Source organism: Vibrio sp. 16 (assembly GCF_963681195.1).
GTDB classification, from domain to species: Bacteria; Pseudomonadota; Gammaproteobacteria; order Enterobacterales; family Vibrionaceae; genus Vibrio; species Vibrio sinaloensis_D.
In genome coordinates this window covers 633,204-653,268 of the sequence record NZ_OY808997.1, presented here as the reverse complement: position 1 = coordinate 653,268, position 20,065 = coordinate 633,204, and the positions used below count along the sequence as shown (strand labels likewise).

The window sequence follows — 20,065 nt, the reverse complement described above, 5'->3', positions numbered from 1 at the left end:
TTGAGTGTTGTCATGTTTTAAATAAGGCAACAGTTAGAGATAGGGACTTCAAATGTCAGAAAAGAAACAAACTAAGTTTGTCACAGCCGGCCGTGATGGCAAATGGACAAACGGAGTCGTTAACCCCCCAGTACAACGCGCCTCTACCGTTGTCTTCAACACCGTAGCCGAAAAGCACCACGCTACCGTTAACAGAGCAAACAAGACTCTGTTCTATGGGCGCAGAGGAACAAATACTCACTTTGCTTTCCAAGACGCGATGGTTGAGATCGAAGGCGGGGCGGGATGCGCTTTATACCCTTGTGGTACCGCAGCAATATCAAACGCCATACTTGCCTTTGTAGAGACTGGTGATCACATCTTGATGGTTGATACATGCTACGAACCTACAAGAGATTTCTGCGACAAGATCATGAAAAAAATGGGTGTAGAAACAACCTATTACGACCCAACAATTGGCGAAGGTATTCGTGAACTCATCCAGCCAAATACTAAAGTTCTATTTTTAGAGTCGCCTGGTTCAATCACGATGGAAGTACAAGACGTTCCAACTCTATCCCGCATTGCTCACGAAACTGACATTGTTGTAATGCTTGATAACACATGGGCCGCTGGCGTTAACTTTTCTCCTTTTGAGTACGGTGTAGATATCTCAATTCAGGCGGCGACAAAGTACATCGTGGGACATTCCGACGTTATGCTGGGTACCGCAGTCGCCAACGAAAAGCATTGGGATCAATTGCGCGAGCAAAGCTACTTGATGGGCCAATGCGTTTCTCCTGATGATGCTTACTTGGGCCTACGGGGGATTCGTACCTTGGATGTTCGACTCCGCCAACATGCGGAAAATAGCTTAAAAGTGGCCAAGTGGTTACAAAGCCGTCCAGAAGTCGATCATGTTCGACACCCTGCCCTTGAGACATGTCCAGGTCATGAGTTCTTTACTCGCGACTTTACGGGTGGAAACGGTCTGTTCTCTTTCGTATTGAAAACCAGTTATCCTCGCGCGACGACAGCATTGCTTGATGGAATGAAGCATTTCAGTATGGGCTATTCATGGGGAGGATTTGAGAGTTTAATCCTTGCCAACGAGCCAAAAAGTTTCAACAGTTTGCGTACCGTCGCGAATCCCAATTTTGAAGGTACATTGATTCGCGTCCACATTGGTCTAGAAGACGTAGACGACTTAATTTCCGATCTAGAGGCAGGATTAGAGCGTTATAACGCGTTGATTTTAGAGAAAGAAGCGACTGCGTAACGACGCTAGTAAACTTATAGCCTCGCGTATGCGGGGCTTTTTTATCTACACTCATCAATATTTCTCATACCTTTGGTCGAGTTAAACCGATCTGTTGTTTTTTATCTCAAGCTCACGAGTTAACATTTTATTTACATTGTTTCTTGCCTTATCTGTCGCGTTTCTTCTACGTTGTAATATCTCATCAGAGGTCTAACCAGAAGGAGCAACAATTTGAAACTCTACCAAGCACTGACTCTTTTCGTCTCTTTGGCAATAGTCCAGCCCGTCATCAACCTCGCCCATGCGTCTGGGTATACCGAAACCAAGTACCCAATCGTTTTGGTACATGGACTGTTCGGTTTTGATTCATTGGCTGGCGTCGATTATTTCTACGGCATACCTCAATCACTGACTAAAGATGGCGCCACCGTCTATGTCGCTCAAGTATCTGCGACTAATAGTAGCGAAGCGCGAGGTGAACAGCTCTTAAACCAAGTTGAGACGCTACTCGCGGCCACTGGCGCTCAAAAGGTCAACTTGATTGGACACAGTCATGGTGGCCCTACCGCCCGTTACGTTGCATCGATTCGCCCAGATTTGGTCGCTTCAGTAACAAGTGTTGGTGGTGTACATAAAGGGTCAAAGGTGGCAGATATTGTTCGTGGAACGGTACCTGAAGGCTCAATCAGTGAGAGAGTAGCCGTCAAACTCGCACAAGGGCTAGTGACATTGATTAACTTGCTATCTGGCGGCTCCGATCTTGAGCAAGATCCTTTAGCGTCATTAGATGCACTTACGACGGAAGGCTCACTGACTTTTAACCGATATTACCCAGAAGGTATCCCAAGCACCGAATGCGGTAACGGCGACCTGTTGGCATCTAATGGTGTGTACTATTACTCTTGGACAGGTGCAGCAAACTTTACCAACGTCTTTGATCCAACGGACGGTGCCATGATGGTTTTAGGGCTAGCGTTTGATGGTCCAAACGATGGGTTGGTTGCCACTTGCAGTACGCATTTAGGCAAAGTCATTCGCGACGATTACAAGATGAACCATCTCGATGAAATCAATGGGTTGCTTGGTATTCATCATTTATTCGAGACAGATCCAGTAACGCTATACCGTCAACATGCAAACCGCCTGAAACAACAAGGTTTGTAAGGAGTCCGTTATGAAAAAAGTCGCTCTGTTCTCACTGTTTGTCGTTTCTCTTTTTTTCGTTGGAGCGACTTATTTTCATCCGCTGACCTCACCAATGCCAATCAAAGCAGAATCACAACAAGATGTTGCTGTCGACCTTTCTTCCCAAAAGGATTTTTTTGAATATTCGTTAAGCAGTGTTGGCGAGCAATCACTTGATCAAGTGCGGACAAATGTGCGTTCTGATGCTGCTGAACAAACATCGATCAACGTCAGTATTGCGCTCTTTGACACCTACCTCGCCTACAAACGAGCGCTTACGAATCTTGAGCCGTTAGGCGCGACGTCACTTTCAGTTTTGGAGTTACAGCGAATCAATAATGAAATTCTGGCGCTGCAGCGGCAGTTCTTTACTGACGAGCAAATTAAACAACTTTTTGATGAGGAAAACAGGTTACGCCAACTCGCGGTCGACAAACTGGTCATTAAAGAGAACACCTTAGACCCAATAGACCAAAAGCAGCATTTAGAACAACTCTTAATCGCGCAACCAAGCCACATTCAAGAAAGCGAACGAAATAATGCTCTCACGCTTCAACTAGTCAATACATCACAGTTAAGTTCACAGCAAAAGTATCTAGCGAGGGTCGAGTTGGTTGGTGAACAAGGTGCTCAGCGACTGCAAGATCTTGACGACAAAAGGGCGGCATTTAAAGCGTCCCTTGACCACTATTTAGCCCAACGGTCAGACATTTTAAACAATCCCGCTTTAGGAGCTGAAGCAATTCAACAAGAAATCACCACGCTAAGAAATCAGAGCTTTGAACCACACCAACAAAGGCGAATCGAAGCTCTTGAGCGTATTCACGACGAACATTCAAAAAACTAATTAGGCTTTTTAGGGCAACCAACAACATGATCATCCACCATGCCCACAGCCTGCATAAAGGCGTAGCAAATTGTTTCACCCACAAACTTAAAGCCTCTCTTTTTAAGGAACTTACTCATCGCTTTGGACTGTTCCGTAGAGACTGGCACTTGGCTCATATCTGTCCAGTGATTCACAATAGGCTTGCCATCAACAAACTGCCATAGCGCATTAGATAAGCTCCCGTATTCTTCGATTAATTGCTTTGCCGCTTTAGCGTTGCTAAATACCGAGTTAATTTTGCCACGATGCTTAACCACGTCGAAGTGTTCAACGATGAACTCAGTACGTACTTCATCACGTTGAATGAGCTTATCTAAGTCATAATTTTCAAATGCTTGGCGATAGCCTTCTCGCTTTTTCAAAATCGTAATCCAACTTAAACCGGCTTGCGCGCCTTCTAACGTGATGAACTCAAACAACACGTTATCGTCATAAACGGGCACACCCCACTCTGCATCATGATATTCGCGTTCAAGTGGGTGATTCATCGCCCAAGCACATGTTTTGTTATCCATTTTCGATCCTTATAAAAACGCCCCGGATTCTTCATCAAGGGCGTTTGAAAAACATTATTGGCGAGTTACGCTATTTTGGTATCGCGACCTTGTGGAATAAACGATACAACACTGGCACAACGATTAGTGTCAGAACAGTCGCAAAACCTAAACCAAACATAATCGTTACCGCCATTGGCTTAAAGAATATGTCAGGCAGCAAAGGAATCATGCCAAGAATCGTGGTGATGGCCGCCATACACACTGGACGCACGCGGCTCAGCGCAGCATCGACCACGGCAACATAAGGATCTTTGCCTGAATGCATTTCGATCTCGATCTGATCCAACAATACTATGCCATTTTTCAAAAGCATCCCCGACAAACTCAAGAAGCCAAGCAACGCCATAAAACCAAATGGGGTATTGAGCGCCAACAGTCCTGTCGTCACACCGATAATCGCGAGCGGTACCGTCAGCCACACAATCAGAGGCTCTTTGACCGAGTTAAACAAGAACACCGTCACTAAGAACATGAATAGATAACCCATTGGCATCGTTGTGAACAGCGAAGCTTGAGCGTCACCTGAAGACTCATACTCACCGCCCCACTCCAACGAATAGCCAGGAGGAAGCTCGATTGCTTCGATTTGTGGCATCAAACGTTTTTGCAACGTCGCCGCCGTCTCTTCACCCAACAGATCGGGGTCTGCCATAACGGTCAAGACACGTTTACGATTTTTGCGCACAATGATCGGGTCTTCCCAGCGAAGGTCATAACCCATCGTCACTTGTTGCAGTGGAATATATTCACTGAGCGCTGGACTCCAGATCTTCATACCTTCGATGTTGCGGATATCTACACGCTCGTCCTCTGGCAAACGCGCCACGATTGGCATTAGAGTAGTACCGTCACGATAGACGCCCACTGCTTTACCTGAGAAAGACATCGCGAGAAACTCATCGACGTCTGACTTGGTAATACCATAGCGACGAGCCTGACTTTCATTAAACTGAGGTTCAAGCACCTTCGTTCTTTCACGCCAGTCATGACGAACGTTTGTCGTACCTGGATCCGCGTGCATGATGTCTTCCACTTGCTTAGCAAGGCTACGCAAAACGGTAGGATCAGAGCCTACTAGACGCGCCTCAATCTTAGCACCGCCGCCAGGACCAAGCTCAATTTGCTTCAACTTGTAGTTAATCTCAGGGAAGTTCTCTTCTACGTGCAGACGAAAACGTGCCATAAGATCATGAAGTTTCTCATAATCGGTCACTCGAGTCGTAATCTCTCCGTAACCGGCATAGCTTTTCTCTGGCGCGTAGGTGAGCATAAAGCGCTGCAAACCTTTACCCGCGGTTGTGGTGATATGGTCCACTCCATCTTGCTCAGAGATCCACGTTTCAAGCGCTTTCAACTTAGTGTTGGTCGCTCTAATGTCCGTCCCTTCAGGCAGCCAAATATCCGCTTGGAAAATCGGTGTCGTAGAAGATGGAAAGAACGATTGCTTAACATGGGTAAAGCCAACCACACTCGCGGCTAATCCAAGAATCAGTACAACGACGGTCAACCAAGCTCGTTTCATACAAAACTCAAGGAAGTTTTTATACACCACAAAGATCATGCCATTGTACGGATCGCTCTCTGCGCCATCTTGTTGAACTTTTTGACCTTTAAAGAAGATATCTGCGAAGAAAGGCGTCAATGAAATTGCGGTAAACCAACTCAACATCAACGAGATCAAAAGCACCGTAAACAACGTGCCACAATATTCACCAGTCGCATCTTCCGACAAGCCGATAGGAGCAAAAGCCGTCACGGCAATCACCGTCGCGCCAAGCAACGGCCACTTGGTTTGTGTGACAATATCTGTGGCAGCTTGCAGCCTCGTTCGACCTTTTTGCGTCCCTATCAATATCCCTTCGACCACCACGATGGCATTGTCCACCAGCATACCCAAAGCGATAACAAGGGCCCCAAGAGAGATTCGTTGCAAATCGATAGCGAAGTACTTCATGAAGATGAATGTACCGAGCACCGTAAGCAGAAGAATCAAGCCGATGAGCAAACCAGAGCGCAATCCCATAAAGAAAAGGAGCACGATGATTACGATAGCAACAGCCTGTCCCAAACTGACGACAAAACCACTGACTGATTTGTCGACTTCTTTTGGCTGACTGTAAATTTCCGAAATATCGACACCTACGGGTTGTTGGTACTTGAGCTCGGCGAGGCGTCGGTCAAAGCGTTTACCAACTTCGACGACGTTTACACCCTGCGCAAAGGAGACGCCGAGGTTGAGCGCCAGATCGCCGTTAAACGTGATGATATTGCTTGGTACTTCAACGTAACCACGTTTGATGTCAGCAACATCCCGCAAGTAGATAAGCCCCTGAGCACCACTCTCGGTGAGGATCAAGTCCCCAAGTTGGTCCACATTTTGGAACTCACCCGTAGGCTGAATACGAATGTACTCGTCACCAATTCGAATCGCGCCTGCATCAGAGACAATGTTTTGAGTAGACAGCAGATTGAACACGGTGTTTGGCGAAAGCCCTAAACTGCTCATGCGTTTCATCGAGATTTCGATAAACACTTGCTCTTGCTGCTGACCCGATACCGAGACCTTACTCACACCATCAATGAGCTCTAATTCTCGACGCAAATAGTCAACATAATCGAGTAACTCTTTGTAACTGTAACCTTCACCTGTGACCGCTAGTAGGATTCCGTAAACGTCACCGAAATCATCAATCACTTGCGGATCATTGACACCCGGAGGTAACTGACCTTTTAAGTCATTGACCTTACGGCGTAGCTCATCCCATATCTGTGGCAAATCATCGGGACCATAGTTGTTTTTCATCGTCACGGTGATTTGCGACAAACCCCGACTGGATATCGAGTTCACCTCATCCACATAAGTTAATTGCTGGATGGCTTTTTCCAATGGGTACGTCACTTCTTCTTCGACCTGCTGAGGTGTCGCACCAGGGTATGAAGTAACAACCATCGCATCTTTGATGGTGAATGCAGGGTCTTCAAGGCGCCCCAATCCAAAGAATGCTGCGGTGCCGCCAATGAGGAAAATCAGCGAGATCATCCAGCTGATGACTCGATTTCGAATAAAGTACGCTGCGATACCCGTTACGTCTTCATCACGTTGAGGCGCGTTGAGATTTTGTTCACTCATGACCCGCCTCCTTCTCAATCACTTCTACCTGCATACCTTCCCTTAATCGTGATACACCTGCGACCACGACAACTTGGTCTTTATCTAGCCCTTCAAGGACCTGAACGGTTTCCTTATTTGCCTTACCAACAACGACTTTTCTCTTCGTAACCGTGTTGTCGGGCTCTACCGTCCACACGTATTTGTTTTCACGCGCTAAGTCATCGCCATCTGCGTTGAATATTGACTCAATCGGGACTTGGACACCGGTGTTCAGCTCTAATCCAATGTCTTCGCCTCTAGAAGTCACTTCGACCGCCATGCCATCCAAGATGTATTCTTGCTCTGGCATCGGCATCGACAGGGTTACAGTGAACGTCCCCGTCGCCGGATCCGGCTCTGTGGTAAATTCTTTGATTTTTGCGCTGTATTCATTACCGCTTGGTACTTTAACCACAGCATCTACTTTTTCCAAAACCTCTTGGCTAGGCTGATTGGTGTAGAGGCGATCAGGCAATTGAATCAGGATCTCTACATTATCTAGACTGTGAATATTGACGATTTGCTGGCCAACTTGAATGTTCTCAAACTGATCAGCACTCACACGAGATATGATCCCGTCAACAGGCGCTTTCAGTTGAGTAAAAGACAATCGTAGCTTCGCTAACTGCAACTCTGCGTAGGCAATTTGACGATTAGCCGCTATTTCGTCGAACTGAGACTTGGCAAGTAAGCCTTTGTCGACCAAAGGCTTGGAGCGCTTATACTGACTGTCGACGACCGAATAACGAGCACTTGCATTATCAACGTCAAGTTTGTAATCCGTTGGTTCAATCTCGGCAATCAGGTCTCCTTGCTTAACTTGATCCCCTTCCTTGACGTAAATCTTGCTAATTTCACCCGCCACCCTAAAGCTGAGGTGTGAGCGTTCCGCTGCATTGGCAACAGCGGGAAAATACAATCTGTCCTCGCTCACTTCGTGATTCGACAACTCCAACACTTTTACTTTGGCAAGACCAAAATCGACATATTCTGCCTCACCGCTACAGCCCGCTAAGAACGCTGCCGTGGATAACACACTTATCCCTAACCATTGCTTCATCTTACAGACCTCGCTCTTTGATCCATTCGCGAACTTTAATTCCCGGTTCAATACCACTCACTCCGGACACGACAATTCTCTCGCCATCGGCTAAACCGCTTTCCACTTGTCGCTTATCGTTCAGTTCAACCGCCGCTTTGGAAACAATACCTTGGTCGTCAACACGCCAAACAAAGGTGTCTCCTTGCTCTTCAAACAAAGCGGCTTCCGGAATACGAGTCGCGCCTGTAGATTCGACCGCGACGTGAACCGACCCTGCCATACCAGGCAGGATCCCAGTATCTTCAGGACGTTCCATGATCATGGTGACTTTGTAAGAGCCCGTTTTGGGATCGGCTTCAGTATCAACCTCTTGGAAGGTCAGGTCGTAGGTATTTTGAGGAAAGGCATCAAAAGTCATTGTCGCCTTTAGGTTAATCCCTGTAGAAAATCGGCTTAACAAGTGATCGGGGAGCTGGAAAATCACCTTCATCAACTGATTGGTTTGAATGTTTAACACGCCAGACTTAGCGGCTATGTATTCGTGATTCTCTGCGGGGACGAGTGAGATTGTCCCATCATACGGCGCGACCAACTTGGTGTATCTGAGGTTCGCTTTTGCTTGCTCAAGAGTTGCTCGCGCAGAATTGTGGTTGGCTTTAGCTTGATCAAAATCTTGCTCGGAAACCACTTTATCTTTTCTTAACTTTTTGTAGCGTTGATATTGAACATCGGCAAGTTTAAATTGAGCCTCTGCCTGCTTCGCCAACAGGGTGTACTCATCAGGGTTTAGAGACGCAAGCACATCCCCTTTTTTGACCCGTTGCCCGGCAACAACATCAATGGTTTGAAGCTGACCAGGTACTCTAAATGCAAGAACTGCTTTATCACCGGCTTCAGAAGTGGCTGGAAAATGGCGTTCAAAAGTGGCATTGCCGACTGAAATAGTGAAGAGTTTCGCAGGCCGAGAATCGGGCTCAGGTACGGGTGGAAGCTCCTTACCACAGCCACTGAGTGACGCAGCTATGGCGAGAAGCAGCATTGATTTTTGCATGTCCAATCATCCAGTTATCACAATTTACAACAAAGATAGATGATTGGATTGATGACTTCCACAGTAGGGGTGGTAAAAACTTATTAAAATTAATAATTTGCTAAAAGAAAACGCGACTAAGTCTCATAAACGACTTACAGCTTGTTGAACTCGCGATTTACCTTAAACGTATCGGATGTGACATACGCCTCGATGGCGCGAATTCGAGTTTCAAGCGTTGAAAAATCATTTTCGAGCGTTGTCAGCAACGCATCAGGCGCTTGACCCTGAGTCCAAGGTTTACTTTTCAACTTGTGTTCTTGTTTGCTTTTCATCGCTTCTACGTAGTTTGGCGGCTGTTTCTCGATCATAAATGCAAATGCAACGTACGCGAGTAACACAAGAAAACTACCACCAAGTAACGCGGCGGATATGACTAAGATTCGTACTAACCATACCTCCAATCCGAAGTAATTGGCCAACCCTGCGCAAACACCAGCAATTTTTCCATTATCAGTATCACGATAAAGCTCTTGTTTACTCATAGCGACGTCTCCATTCAGGCGCCTCTGAATCTAAAATTCTTTCTAGCGTGTTAACTCGATCTTGCATCTGATCAGCTTTCTCTGACAAAGATTGCAAGCGTTGGAAATCATCTTCTGATAGTCCACCTGCCGCTTTCTTCTTACTGCGATAGTGTAAGATGAGCCACAAAGGGGCGACAAAAATCAAAAAAACAATCAATGGCCCGGCAATAATAAATGTCGACATAAACAACTCCTACTGATAGCGCTCAATCAGATTGATTTCATAGACAACCGACTGACAATTTAGATAAAACAATTAAGCCTAACTCACCAATCTAAGTATCAAGCTCAGGCAGTGAAACCTCAATACCTAGATTGGTGCACATTTATTTGAGTTAAAGAATGCGACGGATTATTTTTTCTCGCCCATCTGCTCTTTTAACTTGGCCAGTTCTTGTTCAATTTCATCTTGAGCTTGAAGTTCTGCGAACTCTTGATCAAGCGATTTCGCATTGCCGGTTTTGGAATAAACGTCCGCTTCCGCTTCAAGCTCGTCAATTTTTCTCGAATACTGTTCGAATTTCGCCATCGCTTCTGACGTACGAGCAGTATGAAGGTGCTTTTGCACATCGCGACGATTTGACGCAGCTTGAGAGCGAATAGCCAATGCTTGCTGCTTAGCTCGGGTTTCCGTGATCTTAGTTTCTAGCTTACCAATTTCACCCGTTAGCTTATCGATAGTTTCTTCAACAAGCGTTTGCTCAGTATGTAGCCCCTTCAAGACATCTTGCAGCTTTTGCTTCTCGATCAATGCTGCACGAGCCAAGTCCTCACGCTCTTTGGTCAACGCCAATGTCGCTTTGGTTTGCCATTGCGTAATTTGATCTTCCAAAGTTTCCACTTTACGTGCCAACTCTTTTTTATCTGCAATCGCTTTTGCCGAGTTAGTACGCACTTCAACCAAGGTGTCTTCCATTTCTTGAATGATAAGGCGAATCATCTTTTCTGGATCTTCCGCTTTATCCAGTAGTGCGCTGATGTTTGAATTTACAATATCTGCGAATCGAGAAAAAATACCCATAGCACAGCTCCTCATTTTATATGTTGGCACTTAGGCCGATAGTGGTCATTGGGGTTTGAGTCATCATCGAACTCTTTATGTTGGTTTAACTATTCCAATATGTGTGCCAACTTTTTATTTATTAAAAATCATAAAGTTAACAAATATCAACTTGCAAGCCGATTCAATGTATGATGAATTTAGCCAACTTTAGGTAAATTTGACCAACGGAGTGAAGTCATGCAACAAAACCTGATTGGTGAGTCTCCCGCTTTCCTTGCGGTACTGGATAAAGTATCAAAACTTGCAGCGATTGAGCGCCCTATCCTGATTATTGGAGAGCGCGGAACCGGAAAAGAACTCATCGCACAGCGTCTGCATTATTTATCTAAACGTTGGGATCAGCCTCTTATCTCATTGAACTGTTCAACATTGAGTGAGGGGCTTATTGACTCTGAGTTGTTCGGTCATGAACAAGGCGCATTTACAGGCTCAAAAGGCAGGCATAAAGGTCGCTTTGAGCGTGCAGAAAATGGCACTTTGTTTCTAGACGAGCTTGCGACCGCCCCACTCCTTGTTCAGGAAAAATTGCTGCGAGTGATTGAATATGGTCAATATGAGCGGGTTGGTGGGCACCAATTACTCAACGCGAATGTACGTTTGGTGTGTGCCACCAATGCCAATCTTCCAGAAATGGCTGCCAACGGGGAGTTTCGTGCCGACCTTCTCGACAGGCTTGCTTTCGATGTCATTCAACTTCCACCCCTGCGCGAACGAACGGAAGACATCTTGCTTCTCGCCGAATACTACGCAATCAAAATGTGCCGTGAACTCGGGTTCGAGTATTTTGTCGGGTTTAGTGAACACGCAAAGCAGAGCTTATTAGACTACGCGTGGCCAGGTAACGTTCGTGAGCTAAAAAACGTTATCGAGCGAGCCGTCTATCAACATGGGCAGCAAGACGAGCCTATCTCTCACATGATTTTCGACCCCTTCGCCAATACTTGGTCAGAGCCAGAATCGGGCTCGGAGAGCGAGCTATCGACAACCAGTGACACTATTACCTTTCCGCTTAATTACAAGCAGTGGCAAGAAGAACAAGACTTGAAAATTCTCAATGCCGCCATGGAAGAAGCGAAATTCAATCAAAGGAAAGCGGCCCAATTGCTAGACTTAAGTTATCACCAGCTAAGAGGCATGGTGCGCAAATACAACCTAACTCAGTCTGAGTAACATGACATAAGTTAAGGTTTACTGAGGTTTAACGTAATTATTGATGGTAAACGGGTGGCAGAATAAGGCACAATTGGAGATCCCTTTGTGCTTGTCTTCAGCAGTTAATCTTTCTATGAAAGCATTCTTACAACTTACACTTGGTATATTTAGCTTCAGCCTGTTATCTGGCTGTGGCGAAGCCATCGACCACAATAAAATTCGACAACAAGGGTTTGTCTATTGTGGTCAAGGCGGGCCGGAGACATTTAACCCGCAATTGATCGACAGTGGCATAACGCCTGAGACTCTCAGTCCACAACTTTTCGACACCTTGCTTACCCTTGATCCTGAAACGTTCGAGCCCGTTCCAAACATCGCTAAGAGTTGGACAGTAAATAAATCTGGGACGGAGTATACGTTTACACTTCAAGACAACATTGCGTTCCAGTCCGCAGCATGGTTTACACCATCTCGTCCATTAACCGCAGATGATGTGGTCTTCAGCTTTCGTCGCATTATCGATTCTAGTCACCCCTTTCATTACGTAGGTGGTGGGTTATACCCTTGGTTTAATGGCATCGATTTCCAAAACTTATTGGTTGATGTTGTTGCCTTGTCTCGCAATCAAGTTCGTTTCACTCTGAGTAGACCGGATAACTCTTTTTTGTCCAACATCGCAACCAGCCACGCGGTGATTCACTCAAAAGAGTATGGCAGCCAGTTAGAGCTGCGTGACGAGAAAGGGATGATGGACTCTCACCCGATTGGTACCGGTCCGTTTTACCTGTCCGAGTACCAAATTAATGACTTGATTCGGCTAAAAAGACACAACGACTATTGGCAAGGCAAAGCCAAAATGAAGCAAGTCGTATTTGATATCTCAAATCGCGGAACCGGCACATTAGCCAAGATGCTTAGGGAAGAGTGCGATATTCTCAACGCGCCGTTATCAAGCCAACTGCCTGTTATTGAGCAACGAGATGATATTAAGCTGACGGCCAAACCTGCGATGAACATTTCATTTGTGGCCATCAATACCCTTCATCCGGCGCTGAATGATTCAAGAGTCCGTAAAGCACTCAGTTACGCGATTAACAGGCAAAACATCCTCGATTCCGTTTATTACGGTACAGGCAGCCAAGCCTATTCTGTGCTTCCACCTTCATCGTGGGCGTATCAAAAAGACACAACCCAGCTTCGCTATGACCGCAATTACGCAATCGCATTGCTTCGCGAAGCAGGATACAGCAAAGGCTTAGAGCTAACCATGTCGGTACCTTTAGAGCCAAGAGCTTACAACCCAAGTCCACGCAAAACAGCCGAACTTATTCAAGCTAACCTAGCGGATGTGGGTATAAAGCTAAACCTTATGACCGATGACAGATTTAATCGTACTGAACTCGATGCGAGCGTGGATCTCTATTTAACAGGTTGGATAGCTAATACGGGTGACCCAGACAGTTTTTTCCGACCATTGCTCTCATGTGACTCAAAACGTGTCGGGCTCAATGTCTCGAGCTGGTGTAATCCAGATTTCGACTTTTTGCTCGACCTCGCACTAGAAGTCGATAAGAAGCGATACCGCTTAAACCTATATAAACAAGCCCAAAATATTTTGAATGAAGAAGTCCCTGTCATTCCACTCAACCACGGAATGCAACTGCAGGCGCAGCATCATTCATTGCAAGGATTTAAAGTGAGCCCGTTTAACGCGCAGCCTTTCGATAATGTAGAGAGGGTCAGATAATGTTTCTTTACACCGTAAGGCGACTTAACCTTTTCATTATTACAATGTTAATTCTGACCATGGTTGGTTTTAGCATTTTACGTTTAGCTCCAGATTCAGTTTGGGCACTGCAAGATTTTTGGCCGGGTTGGTTAACCTACCTAGGTGAGTTAATGCAGCTAAATTTCGGCGTCAATCATTATGGCGTTCCGATCGCTGATGAGCTCGCGGTCGTGTTTCCTGCGACCCTTGAATTGTGCTTTATCGCGTTTGTTATTTCGCTGCTAATTGGCATCCCTATTGGCACTATCGCGGGCATGAAACAAGGGAAATGGGTTGATACGCTTATCTCATTCACCTCGATGTCTGGGTACTCTGCGCCTCTTTTTTGGGTCGCACTGCTGATGATTATGGCGTTTTCACTCCATTTTGAGTTGTTTCCTGTCGCTGGCCGTTATGACTTGCTGTATCAAATTGATCACGTGACGGGCTTCGCCATCATCGACGCGTTCTTTGCCGAAGGTCCATACCGTGCCCACGCATTACAGAGTGTCATAGAGCATCTGATTCTACCTTGCCTAGTGCTTGCGCTCGCGCCGACCACTCAGGTCATCGGCTTAATGCGTACTTCAGTAGCAGAAGTGATGGGGCAAAACTACATTCGCGCAGCCCGAATCAAAGGTTTATCGACGCGAGAAATCGTCACTCAGCATGTGATGAGAAATGCCATTCCACCCATTATTCCCAAGATTGGCGTGCAGCTATCAAGTATGTTGACCTTGGCAATCATTACCGAGTCTATTTTCAACTGGCCAGGCATCGGACGCTGGCTGCTCGATGCGCTCTCAAATCAAGATTACGTCGCCATTCAAGCCGGCGTAATTGTCGTGGCCACGCTAGTCTTGACCGCAAATATCTTGTCTGACTTGATCGGCGCGATGATCAACCCGTTAGTGAGGAAGGAATGGTATGCTAACCGATAACATTTATCAGGAAGAGCAGGTCCCGACTCAATTTGAGCGGTTCTGGAGAAGCTATCGATCCAACAATCTTGCGATGTTTGGTCTGTGGTGCTTGGGATTGATTGTCATCATTACCATAATTGCACCTTGGATCACCCCGCACGATCCGCAAGCGCAATTGGGCGAACTACTCATTCCACCCTCTTGGAACCCAGCGGGCACCGTCGAGTACTTTTTAGGGACTGACGATCTCGGTAGAGATATTCTCTCGCGCCTGATTGGCGGTTCGCAGCTCACCTTCGGAGCGGCGGTGATTATCACCTTGATTGCGGGTACTGTCGGCTGTTTGATCGGTATTCTTGCCGGGATGACAAAAGGTCTGGTTTCGAGCATTTTGAACCACCTGTTGGATACGGTGATGTCGATCCCTTCACTCTTGCTGGCGATCATCTTTGTCGCCTTTTTGGGGTTCGGTGAGTTCAATATTCTGCTCGCCATCTGCTTGGCACTCATTCCACGTTTTGTTCGCTCCGTCTATATCGCGGTTCATACAGAAGTAGAAAAAGACTACATCATGGCGGCGAGACTTGATGGCGCCAACGACTTCTACTTGCTGTGGAACTCAATACTGCCAAATATATTGGTGGTCATTGCATCAGAGGTCACCCTCGCGCTATCAATTGCTATCTTAGATATTACCGCGCTAGGCTTCTTAGGCCTTGGTGCGCAGGCACCAAGTACCGAATGGGGCGCAATACTTGGAGACTCTGTTGAGTTGATTTACCTTGCGCCTTGGACCGTGACCTTACCCGGACTTGCGATTATGTTTACAGTGATTGCCATCAACCTTGTAGGTGAAGGTGTTCGCCAAGCCCTTAATGCAGGAATCGAATAATGCCTTTACTTGATATTCGACATCTGACGATAGAAATCGAAACCCCGCAAGGGATGATGAAAGCGGTCGATCGCATGAGCCTGACCTTAAATGAAGGCGAAATTCGCGGTCTTGTAGGCGAATCGGGCTCAGGAAAAAGCTTAGTCGCGAAAGCCATTGTTGGCGTCTGTAAAGACAACTGGAAAGTGACGGCCGACCGTATGCGACTTGGCAACATTGACTTATTGCAACTCACCCCGCGAGAGCGCCGACGCGTCATTGCGCGCGATATTGCCATGATTTTCCAAGAGCCTTCCACTTGTTTAGATCCGTCTGAGGAAGTTGGAAAGCAGCTTATCGAGGCCATTCCATCGAAATCATTCGAAGGGAAATGGTGGGAGCGTTTTAAGTGGCGTAAAAAACAAGCTATTGCCCTACTGCATAAAGTCGGTATTAAAAACCACCGTCAGTTGATGAGTAGCTACCCCTATGAACTGACCGACGGTGAGTGTCAAAAGGTGATGATTGCGATGGCCATCGCAGCGAAACCTAAACTACTGATCGCGGACGAACCAACAAACGATTTAGACCCGATTACTCAATCGCAAATTCTGCGCCTGCTGAGTCGAATGAATCAGGTTCACAATACGTCGATCATGCTAATCGGTCATGACCTGACAACCATCACTCAGTGGGCAAATCGCATCACCGTAATGTACTGCGGCCAATCCGTTGAATCTGCTGACACGAAGAAGATTCTCGAAAAACCCAAGCACCCCTATACTGTTGCACTCCTGAAAGCGATGCCTGACTTTAACGACTGGATTCCTCACAAAGAGAAGCTACAGTCGTTGCCGGGCTCCATACCTCCACTGCAGCATTTACCCATTGGGTGTCGTTTGGGTCCCCGCTGCCCGTATGCACAGCGACAATGTGTCGAAATCCCTATGACGAGACGAATCAAAAATCATAAATTTGCTTGTCACTTCCCACTCAATCACTCTCCAAAAGAGAGGGAGAAGAAAAAAGCATGAGTGCTCTATTAGAAGTCACTGATCTTTCCAAAGTGTTTACTACGCGCTCTGGATTGTTTCGTAAAAAAGTTCACCAAGCGGTTAAGCCTGTCAGTTTTGACTTAGAGGCAGGACAAACCATTGGTTTTATTGGCCAAAACGGTTCTGGAAAGTCGACGTTAGCAAGAATGCTTGCAGGTGTAGTGGAGCCCACTCAAGGCGAGATCCGAGTCAATGGTGAGCTTCTGTCGCACAAAGATTACGAAACGCGCTGTAAGTTGATTCGAATGATCTTCCAAGACCCGAACACGTCGCTCAACCCGAGAATTCAAATTGGGAGAATTCTGGAAGGCCCTCTAAAACGAAACACCAGCATGCCTCCCGAAGCACGTATGAAACGCGTTAAGGACACCTTGCTTCGCGTCGGCTTACTCCCTGAGCACGCCTATTTTTACCCACAAATGTTGGCAACGGGCCAAAAACAGAGGGTCTGTTTGGCGCGGGCGCTCATTCTGCAACCTTCCATTATTGTTGCCGACGAGGCGCTAAACGGATTGGATATGGCGATGCGTTCGCAGATCATTAACCTGTTCCTTGAGCTACAAGAAGAGATGGGTGTCTCCTTCGTTTACGTTTCGCAGCACATTGGAATCATGAAACATATCACGGATAAAATAATGGTCATGCATGAGGGTGAAGTGGTGGAAAGTGGCGATACTCAGCAGGTACTCTCTTGCCCTGAACACATCGTCACCCAGCGACTTGTAGAAAGCCACTTCAATAAATCGACCTGCTTTAAGTAACACGATTATGCTAAGGATAGCTCTCTTGATCTGTGGCGTGTTCGCGTGCAGCGTGTACGCGAATTATCCTCAAAATCGCACTTGGCTTGATCCTGAATTTGTGGAACGCGCTTTTGTCGATGTGGCGCTAAAGCGCGAGTACAACTCTGGCAATTGGCAACTGGTAAAATGGAACCAACCAATCAAGATTTGGGTTAACCATCAAGTTGGCGATCAAGAACTTCATGACCTGCTTACCAACGCACACTTAACGCACCTTTCTCAGTTGACTGGCGTTCCAATAACTAGAGTCAACGCTCGTAGCCAAGCGAATGTTATCTGGATATTCACTCGCGAGTCTCAGTGGCGAAAAGAAGTTGAAAAAGAGCTTGGCAAATCTGCATTAAACAATATGCATGGCGCGATATGCAAAGCAGGTTATCGCCTAGACTCTCGCTCTGGCGCTATCACGTCAGCGGCAATTATCATTCCCGTCGATCAAGCTCGCAACCACGGCAAACTGCTAGCCTGTATTGTTGAGGAGGTAACCCAAGTCATGGGGCTTCCAAATGATGCAGAGAGTGCATTCCCATCAATCTTCAATGACGAGACACCCGAAGACTTACTGTCGCCGTTAGATGTTGTCTTACTTCAATTGCTGTACGAGCCAGAGTTAACCGTCGGGATGAGAGCGAAGCAAGCCAGACCTATCGTCAGAAAAATACTGCGCCGCTATCAAAAACAGGGCGTCTTGGGCAAAGCCGTCGCTACAGCTAATTCAGGGGAGCTTTATCAGCTTGTTGGAAACTAATCATCAGTCGCAACCGAATTACAAGCTATGGTCAATCCTTGCTTGGAGCGTAATTCTTGTTGGGGCGCTGCATTCACTTATCAGCCAGACGCATTATTTCTTAAATGCAGATGTCGCCTTTCTGACGCAGATGGCACTCTATGGTCAACCCGGTGACCTGTATACCCAATATTTTGAAATCAATCCGCCGTTGATCGTATATATCTATCGGCTTTTCTTAGTGCCTTATTATTTAGGCGATTGGAGCGTTGTCTCTTCACTGCGGATATCGATGATTGGTTACTTACTCGGGATAGCCGCACTCTGCCACTATTACGTGGTTAAGCTACCCATTCGTCAGCCTTACATCTGGCTTGCAGCGATAGGATTAAGCCTTGTTTTTGTCCTACCAGCAGCATTCTTGCAACGAGAGCACATCATCGCTGCAGCAATGATCGCATACTTGTGCATGATTTTGTGCCGCATACAGAATCAATCGTGCTCTGTTGCCATCCAATGGCTAACATTGACGCTCGCAGGTCTTAGTGTCTGCTTGAAACCTCAGTATGTGACTATTTTTGTGTTACTCGATATCTACTACCTATGGACGGCACGTCGATTATCCTTGTTGTTTCGATGGCAAAACCTATACCTAGGCTTGCTGGGCGCTACGTACATAACTTACGTCTACTTTGCCCACCCGAGTTATTTCGATAACGTCGCCCCCCTCGCTAAACAAACTTACATTGCCTATTTTGAGCCGATTTATAGTCTGCTCACTCGTGTGGCTCTTTTGGCCGTAGTCTCCTATTTGCCCTATCGTTACTTACGACACGCAACTCAATCGCCCGAAACCATTGATTGTCTCTATGTCACATTGGCTGCCGCATTTGTTGCCTACGTGCTTGGCCGAGCTGGATTCAGTTATCACTTAGTTCTGGTATTTGCTCTACTTGGTATTGTCTCTATCAGCAGTTGGCTCTATGCGGCTGGCGAGTTAAGTCAAAGATTTTCGATAAAGCACCTAGTTCAGTTTCTATTTTTTAGCGCCATCCTAGTGTTCTTAAGACAATTTCATTTTATTGATATCGATAGAGTGGACTATGAAACGGCGGCAACACAACTCCTAGCCAAGCACAGCTACGCACCTGAAAAAGTCATTGAGCATAACCCCTATCACGTGGTTTACAACGCGGTCAGCGAAGTTACGCAGCCAGGAGAACAGTTGTACGCATTTAGCGCTCGATTATTTGTCGGACACCCGATTGCGATCCATCTTGAACAAAAGTGGGCAGGTCGCTTCCCCGTTCTTTGGCCATTACCTGAATCGCTAAAGCACCCAAAAAGTGAAGATAGCCAACAACGTTTACAATTGGTAAGCCAAATTGTGACGGAAGATATCCTACGCAATCAGCCTAAAGTCATTTTGGTCGAAGAGTCAGAACAGCTGCTGCGCTACCCTAAAGGCTTTGATTTTATCAAACACTTTAGTCAATACCCGGAATTCGCGGACGCTTTTGAACATTACGAACGCGATAACACCTATACCACGCCCGAGAGCAACTGGACTGTTTATATGAGAAGAGAAAAGAGTTAGACCAAGTTGACTGTTACTTGGTCTAAGGGAAGATTAACCGCGCTTTTTGAGTTCGAATTCAAACTCGTCAGGATAAAGAACGACACCTTCTTCCTCGTTGTTTGGAAAAACAGCAACAGCAAGCTCATCGTCTTCTAGACCGTAAGTCCAGCGACTGAACCATTTTGCTGTAGAGATAGACTCCGCTTTGCAATGCTCCCATTCACCTGTTGCCCACTGATTTGCAAATTCTTCATGTGGCCATACAGGTACACAGTCTTCATCTTCCGTGTTAAGCATCACACAGCCATGTTCATCAGTAAGGATCCACACTTTGCGATGCTTAGCGATTTCTTTAATGCAGTAGTTGAAACGCTCTTCCGCGCGCATTTTATTAACTGTTGCGATTTGATCTTGTGAAAGTGATTCAGACATCAGCCTCTCCA

Annotated in this window: 19 protein-coding genes; 11 read left to right on the top strand and 8 right to left on the bottom strand. The window is 46.4% G+C overall.

Annotated elements, in window-relative coordinates; all coding sequences use genetic code 11:
* The first annotated feature begins 52 nt into the window (after nt 1-52).
* The 3 genes from U9J37_RS02960 to U9J37_RS02950 all read left to right on the top strand — a co-directional run bounded on the left by U9J37_RS02960 (nt 53) and on the right by U9J37_RS02950 (nt 3,272).
* Nucleotides 53-1,258 (top strand): cystathionine beta-lyase, encoded by a 1,206-nt coding sequence (locus U9J37_RS02960; protein ID WP_005470416.1) that lies wholly within the window; start codon nt 53-55, stop codon nt 1,256-1,258.
* 231 nt (nt 1,259-1,489) lie between these two features.
* Nucleotides 1,490-2,404, top strand: a complete 915-nt coding sequence (locus U9J37_RS02955) for a lipase family alpha/beta hydrolase (protein WP_086028689.1) — start codon at nt 1,490-1,492, stop codon at nt 2,402-2,404.
* A gap of 10 nt (nt 2,405-2,414) precedes the next feature.
* Nucleotides 2,415-3,272, top strand: a complete 858-nt coding sequence (locus U9J37_RS02950) for a lipase secretion chaperone (RefSeq protein WP_005470346.1) — start codon at nt 2,415-2,417, stop codon at nt 3,270-3,272.
* Here the strand turns inward: U9J37_RS02950 and U9J37_RS02945 are convergent.
* The 7 genes from U9J37_RS02945 to pspA all read right to left on the bottom strand — a co-directional run bounded on the left by U9J37_RS02945 (nt 3,269) and on the right by pspA (nt 10,702).
* Nucleotides 3,269-3,829: a DNA-3-methyladenine glycosylase I gene (locus tag U9J37_RS02945; protein ID WP_005470376.1), complete on the bottom strand. Its 561-nt coding sequence runs from the start codon at nt 3,827-3,829 to the stop codon at nt 3,269-3,271. The genes U9J37_RS02950 and U9J37_RS02945 overlap by 4 nt on opposite strands.
* A gap of 70 nt (nt 3,830-3,899) precedes the next feature.
* Nucleotides 3,900-7,001, bottom strand: coding sequence for an efflux RND transporter permease subunit (locus U9J37_RS02940; protein WP_005470359.1), 3,102 nt, complete (start codon nt 6,999-7,001; stop codon nt 3,900-3,902).
* A complete protein-coding gene (locus tag U9J37_RS02935) occupies nt 6,994-8,082 on the bottom strand; it encodes an efflux RND transporter periplasmic adaptor subunit (protein ID WP_005470323.1) in 1,089 nt (362 codons plus the stop codon). Before U9J37_RS02935 ends, U9J37_RS02940 begins: the two co-directional genes overlap by 8 nt.
* A gap of 1 nt (nt 8,083) precedes the next feature.
* On the bottom strand, nt 8,084-9,115 hold the full coding sequence (locus U9J37_RS02930) for an efflux RND transporter periplasmic adaptor subunit (protein WP_005470445.1): 1,032 nt from the start codon (nt 9,113-9,115) through the stop codon (nt 8,084-8,086).
* 134 nt (nt 9,116-9,249) lie between these two features.
* Nucleotides 9,250-9,639, bottom strand: coding sequence for an envelope stress response membrane protein PspC (pspC, locus tag U9J37_RS02925; protein ID WP_005470343.1), 390 nt, complete (start codon nt 9,637-9,639; stop codon nt 9,250-9,252).
* Complete coding sequence (pspB, locus tag U9J37_RS02920) at nt 9,632-9,865, bottom strand: envelope stress response membrane protein PspB (protein ID WP_005470370.1); 234 nt, start codon at nt 9,863-9,865, stop codon at nt 9,632-9,634. Before pspB ends, pspC begins: the two co-directional genes overlap by 8 nt.
* Nucleotides 9,866-10,033: 168 nt before the next feature.
* A complete protein-coding gene (pspA, locus tag U9J37_RS02915) occupies nt 10,034-10,702 on the bottom strand; it encodes a phage shock protein PspA (RefSeq protein WP_005470571.1) in 669 nt (222 codons plus the stop codon).
* A 219-nt stretch (nt 10,703-10,921) separates the two neighbouring features.
* Between pspA and pspF the strand changes: the two genes are divergently transcribed.
* The 8 genes from pspF to U9J37_RS02875 all read left to right on the top strand — a co-directional run bounded on the left by pspF (nt 10,922) and on the right by U9J37_RS02875 (nt 19,640).
* On the top strand, nt 10,922-11,914 hold the full coding sequence (pspF, locus tag U9J37_RS02910) for a phage shock protein operon transcriptional activator (protein ID WP_005470338.1): 993 nt from the start codon (nt 10,922-10,924) through the stop codon (nt 11,912-11,914).
* Between the two features lie 115 nt (nt 11,915-12,029).
* Nucleotides 12,030-13,643 (top strand): ABC transporter substrate-binding protein SapA, encoded by a 1,614-nt coding sequence (sapA, locus tag U9J37_RS02905; RefSeq protein ID WP_005470481.1) that lies wholly within the window; start codon nt 12,030-12,032, stop codon nt 13,641-13,643.
* Complete coding sequence (locus U9J37_RS02900; protein WP_038138643.1) at nt 13,643-14,605, top strand: ABC transporter permease; 963 nt, start codon at nt 13,643-13,645, stop codon at nt 14,603-14,605. Before sapA ends, U9J37_RS02900 begins: the two co-directional genes overlap by 1 nt.
* Nucleotides 14,592-15,479, top strand: coding sequence for a putrescine export ABC transporter permease SapC (gene sapC, locus U9J37_RS02895; protein WP_043886631.1), 888 nt, complete (start codon nt 14,592-14,594; stop codon nt 15,477-15,479). The genes U9J37_RS02900 and sapC overlap by 14 nt, the downstream gene beginning before the upstream one ends.
* On the top strand, nt 15,479-16,492 hold the full coding sequence (locus tag U9J37_RS02890; RefSeq protein WP_005470366.1) for a peptide ABC transporter ATP-binding protein: 1,014 nt from the start codon (nt 15,479-15,481) through the stop codon (nt 16,490-16,492). The genes sapC and U9J37_RS02890 overlap by 1 nt, the downstream gene beginning before the upstream one ends.
* A complete protein-coding gene (locus U9J37_RS02885) occupies nt 16,489-17,274 on the top strand; it encodes a peptide ABC transporter ATP-binding protein (protein ID WP_005470433.1) in 786 nt (261 codons plus the stop codon). Before U9J37_RS02890 ends, U9J37_RS02885 begins: the two co-directional genes overlap by 4 nt.
* A gap of 7 nt (nt 17,275-17,281) precedes the next feature.
* Entirely contained in the window at nt 17,282-18,064 is a 783-nt protein-coding gene (locus U9J37_RS02880; RefSeq protein ID WP_038189390.1) for a DUF2927 domain-containing protein, read from the top strand.
* Nucleotides 18,051-19,640, top strand: coding sequence for a hypothetical protein (locus U9J37_RS02875; protein WP_232280798.1), 1,590 nt, complete (start codon nt 18,051-18,053; stop codon nt 19,638-19,640). Before U9J37_RS02880 ends, U9J37_RS02875 begins: the two co-directional genes overlap by 14 nt.
* A gap of 33 nt (nt 19,641-19,673) precedes the next feature.
* On the opposite strand, the gene U9J37_RS02870 is transcribed toward U9J37_RS02875, so the two are convergent.
* Complete coding sequence (locus U9J37_RS02870) at nt 19,674-20,054, bottom strand: DUF2750 domain-containing protein (protein ID WP_005470352.1); 381 nt, start codon at nt 20,052-20,054, stop codon at nt 19,674-19,676.
* Nucleotides 20,055-20,065 lie beyond the last annotated feature (11 nt).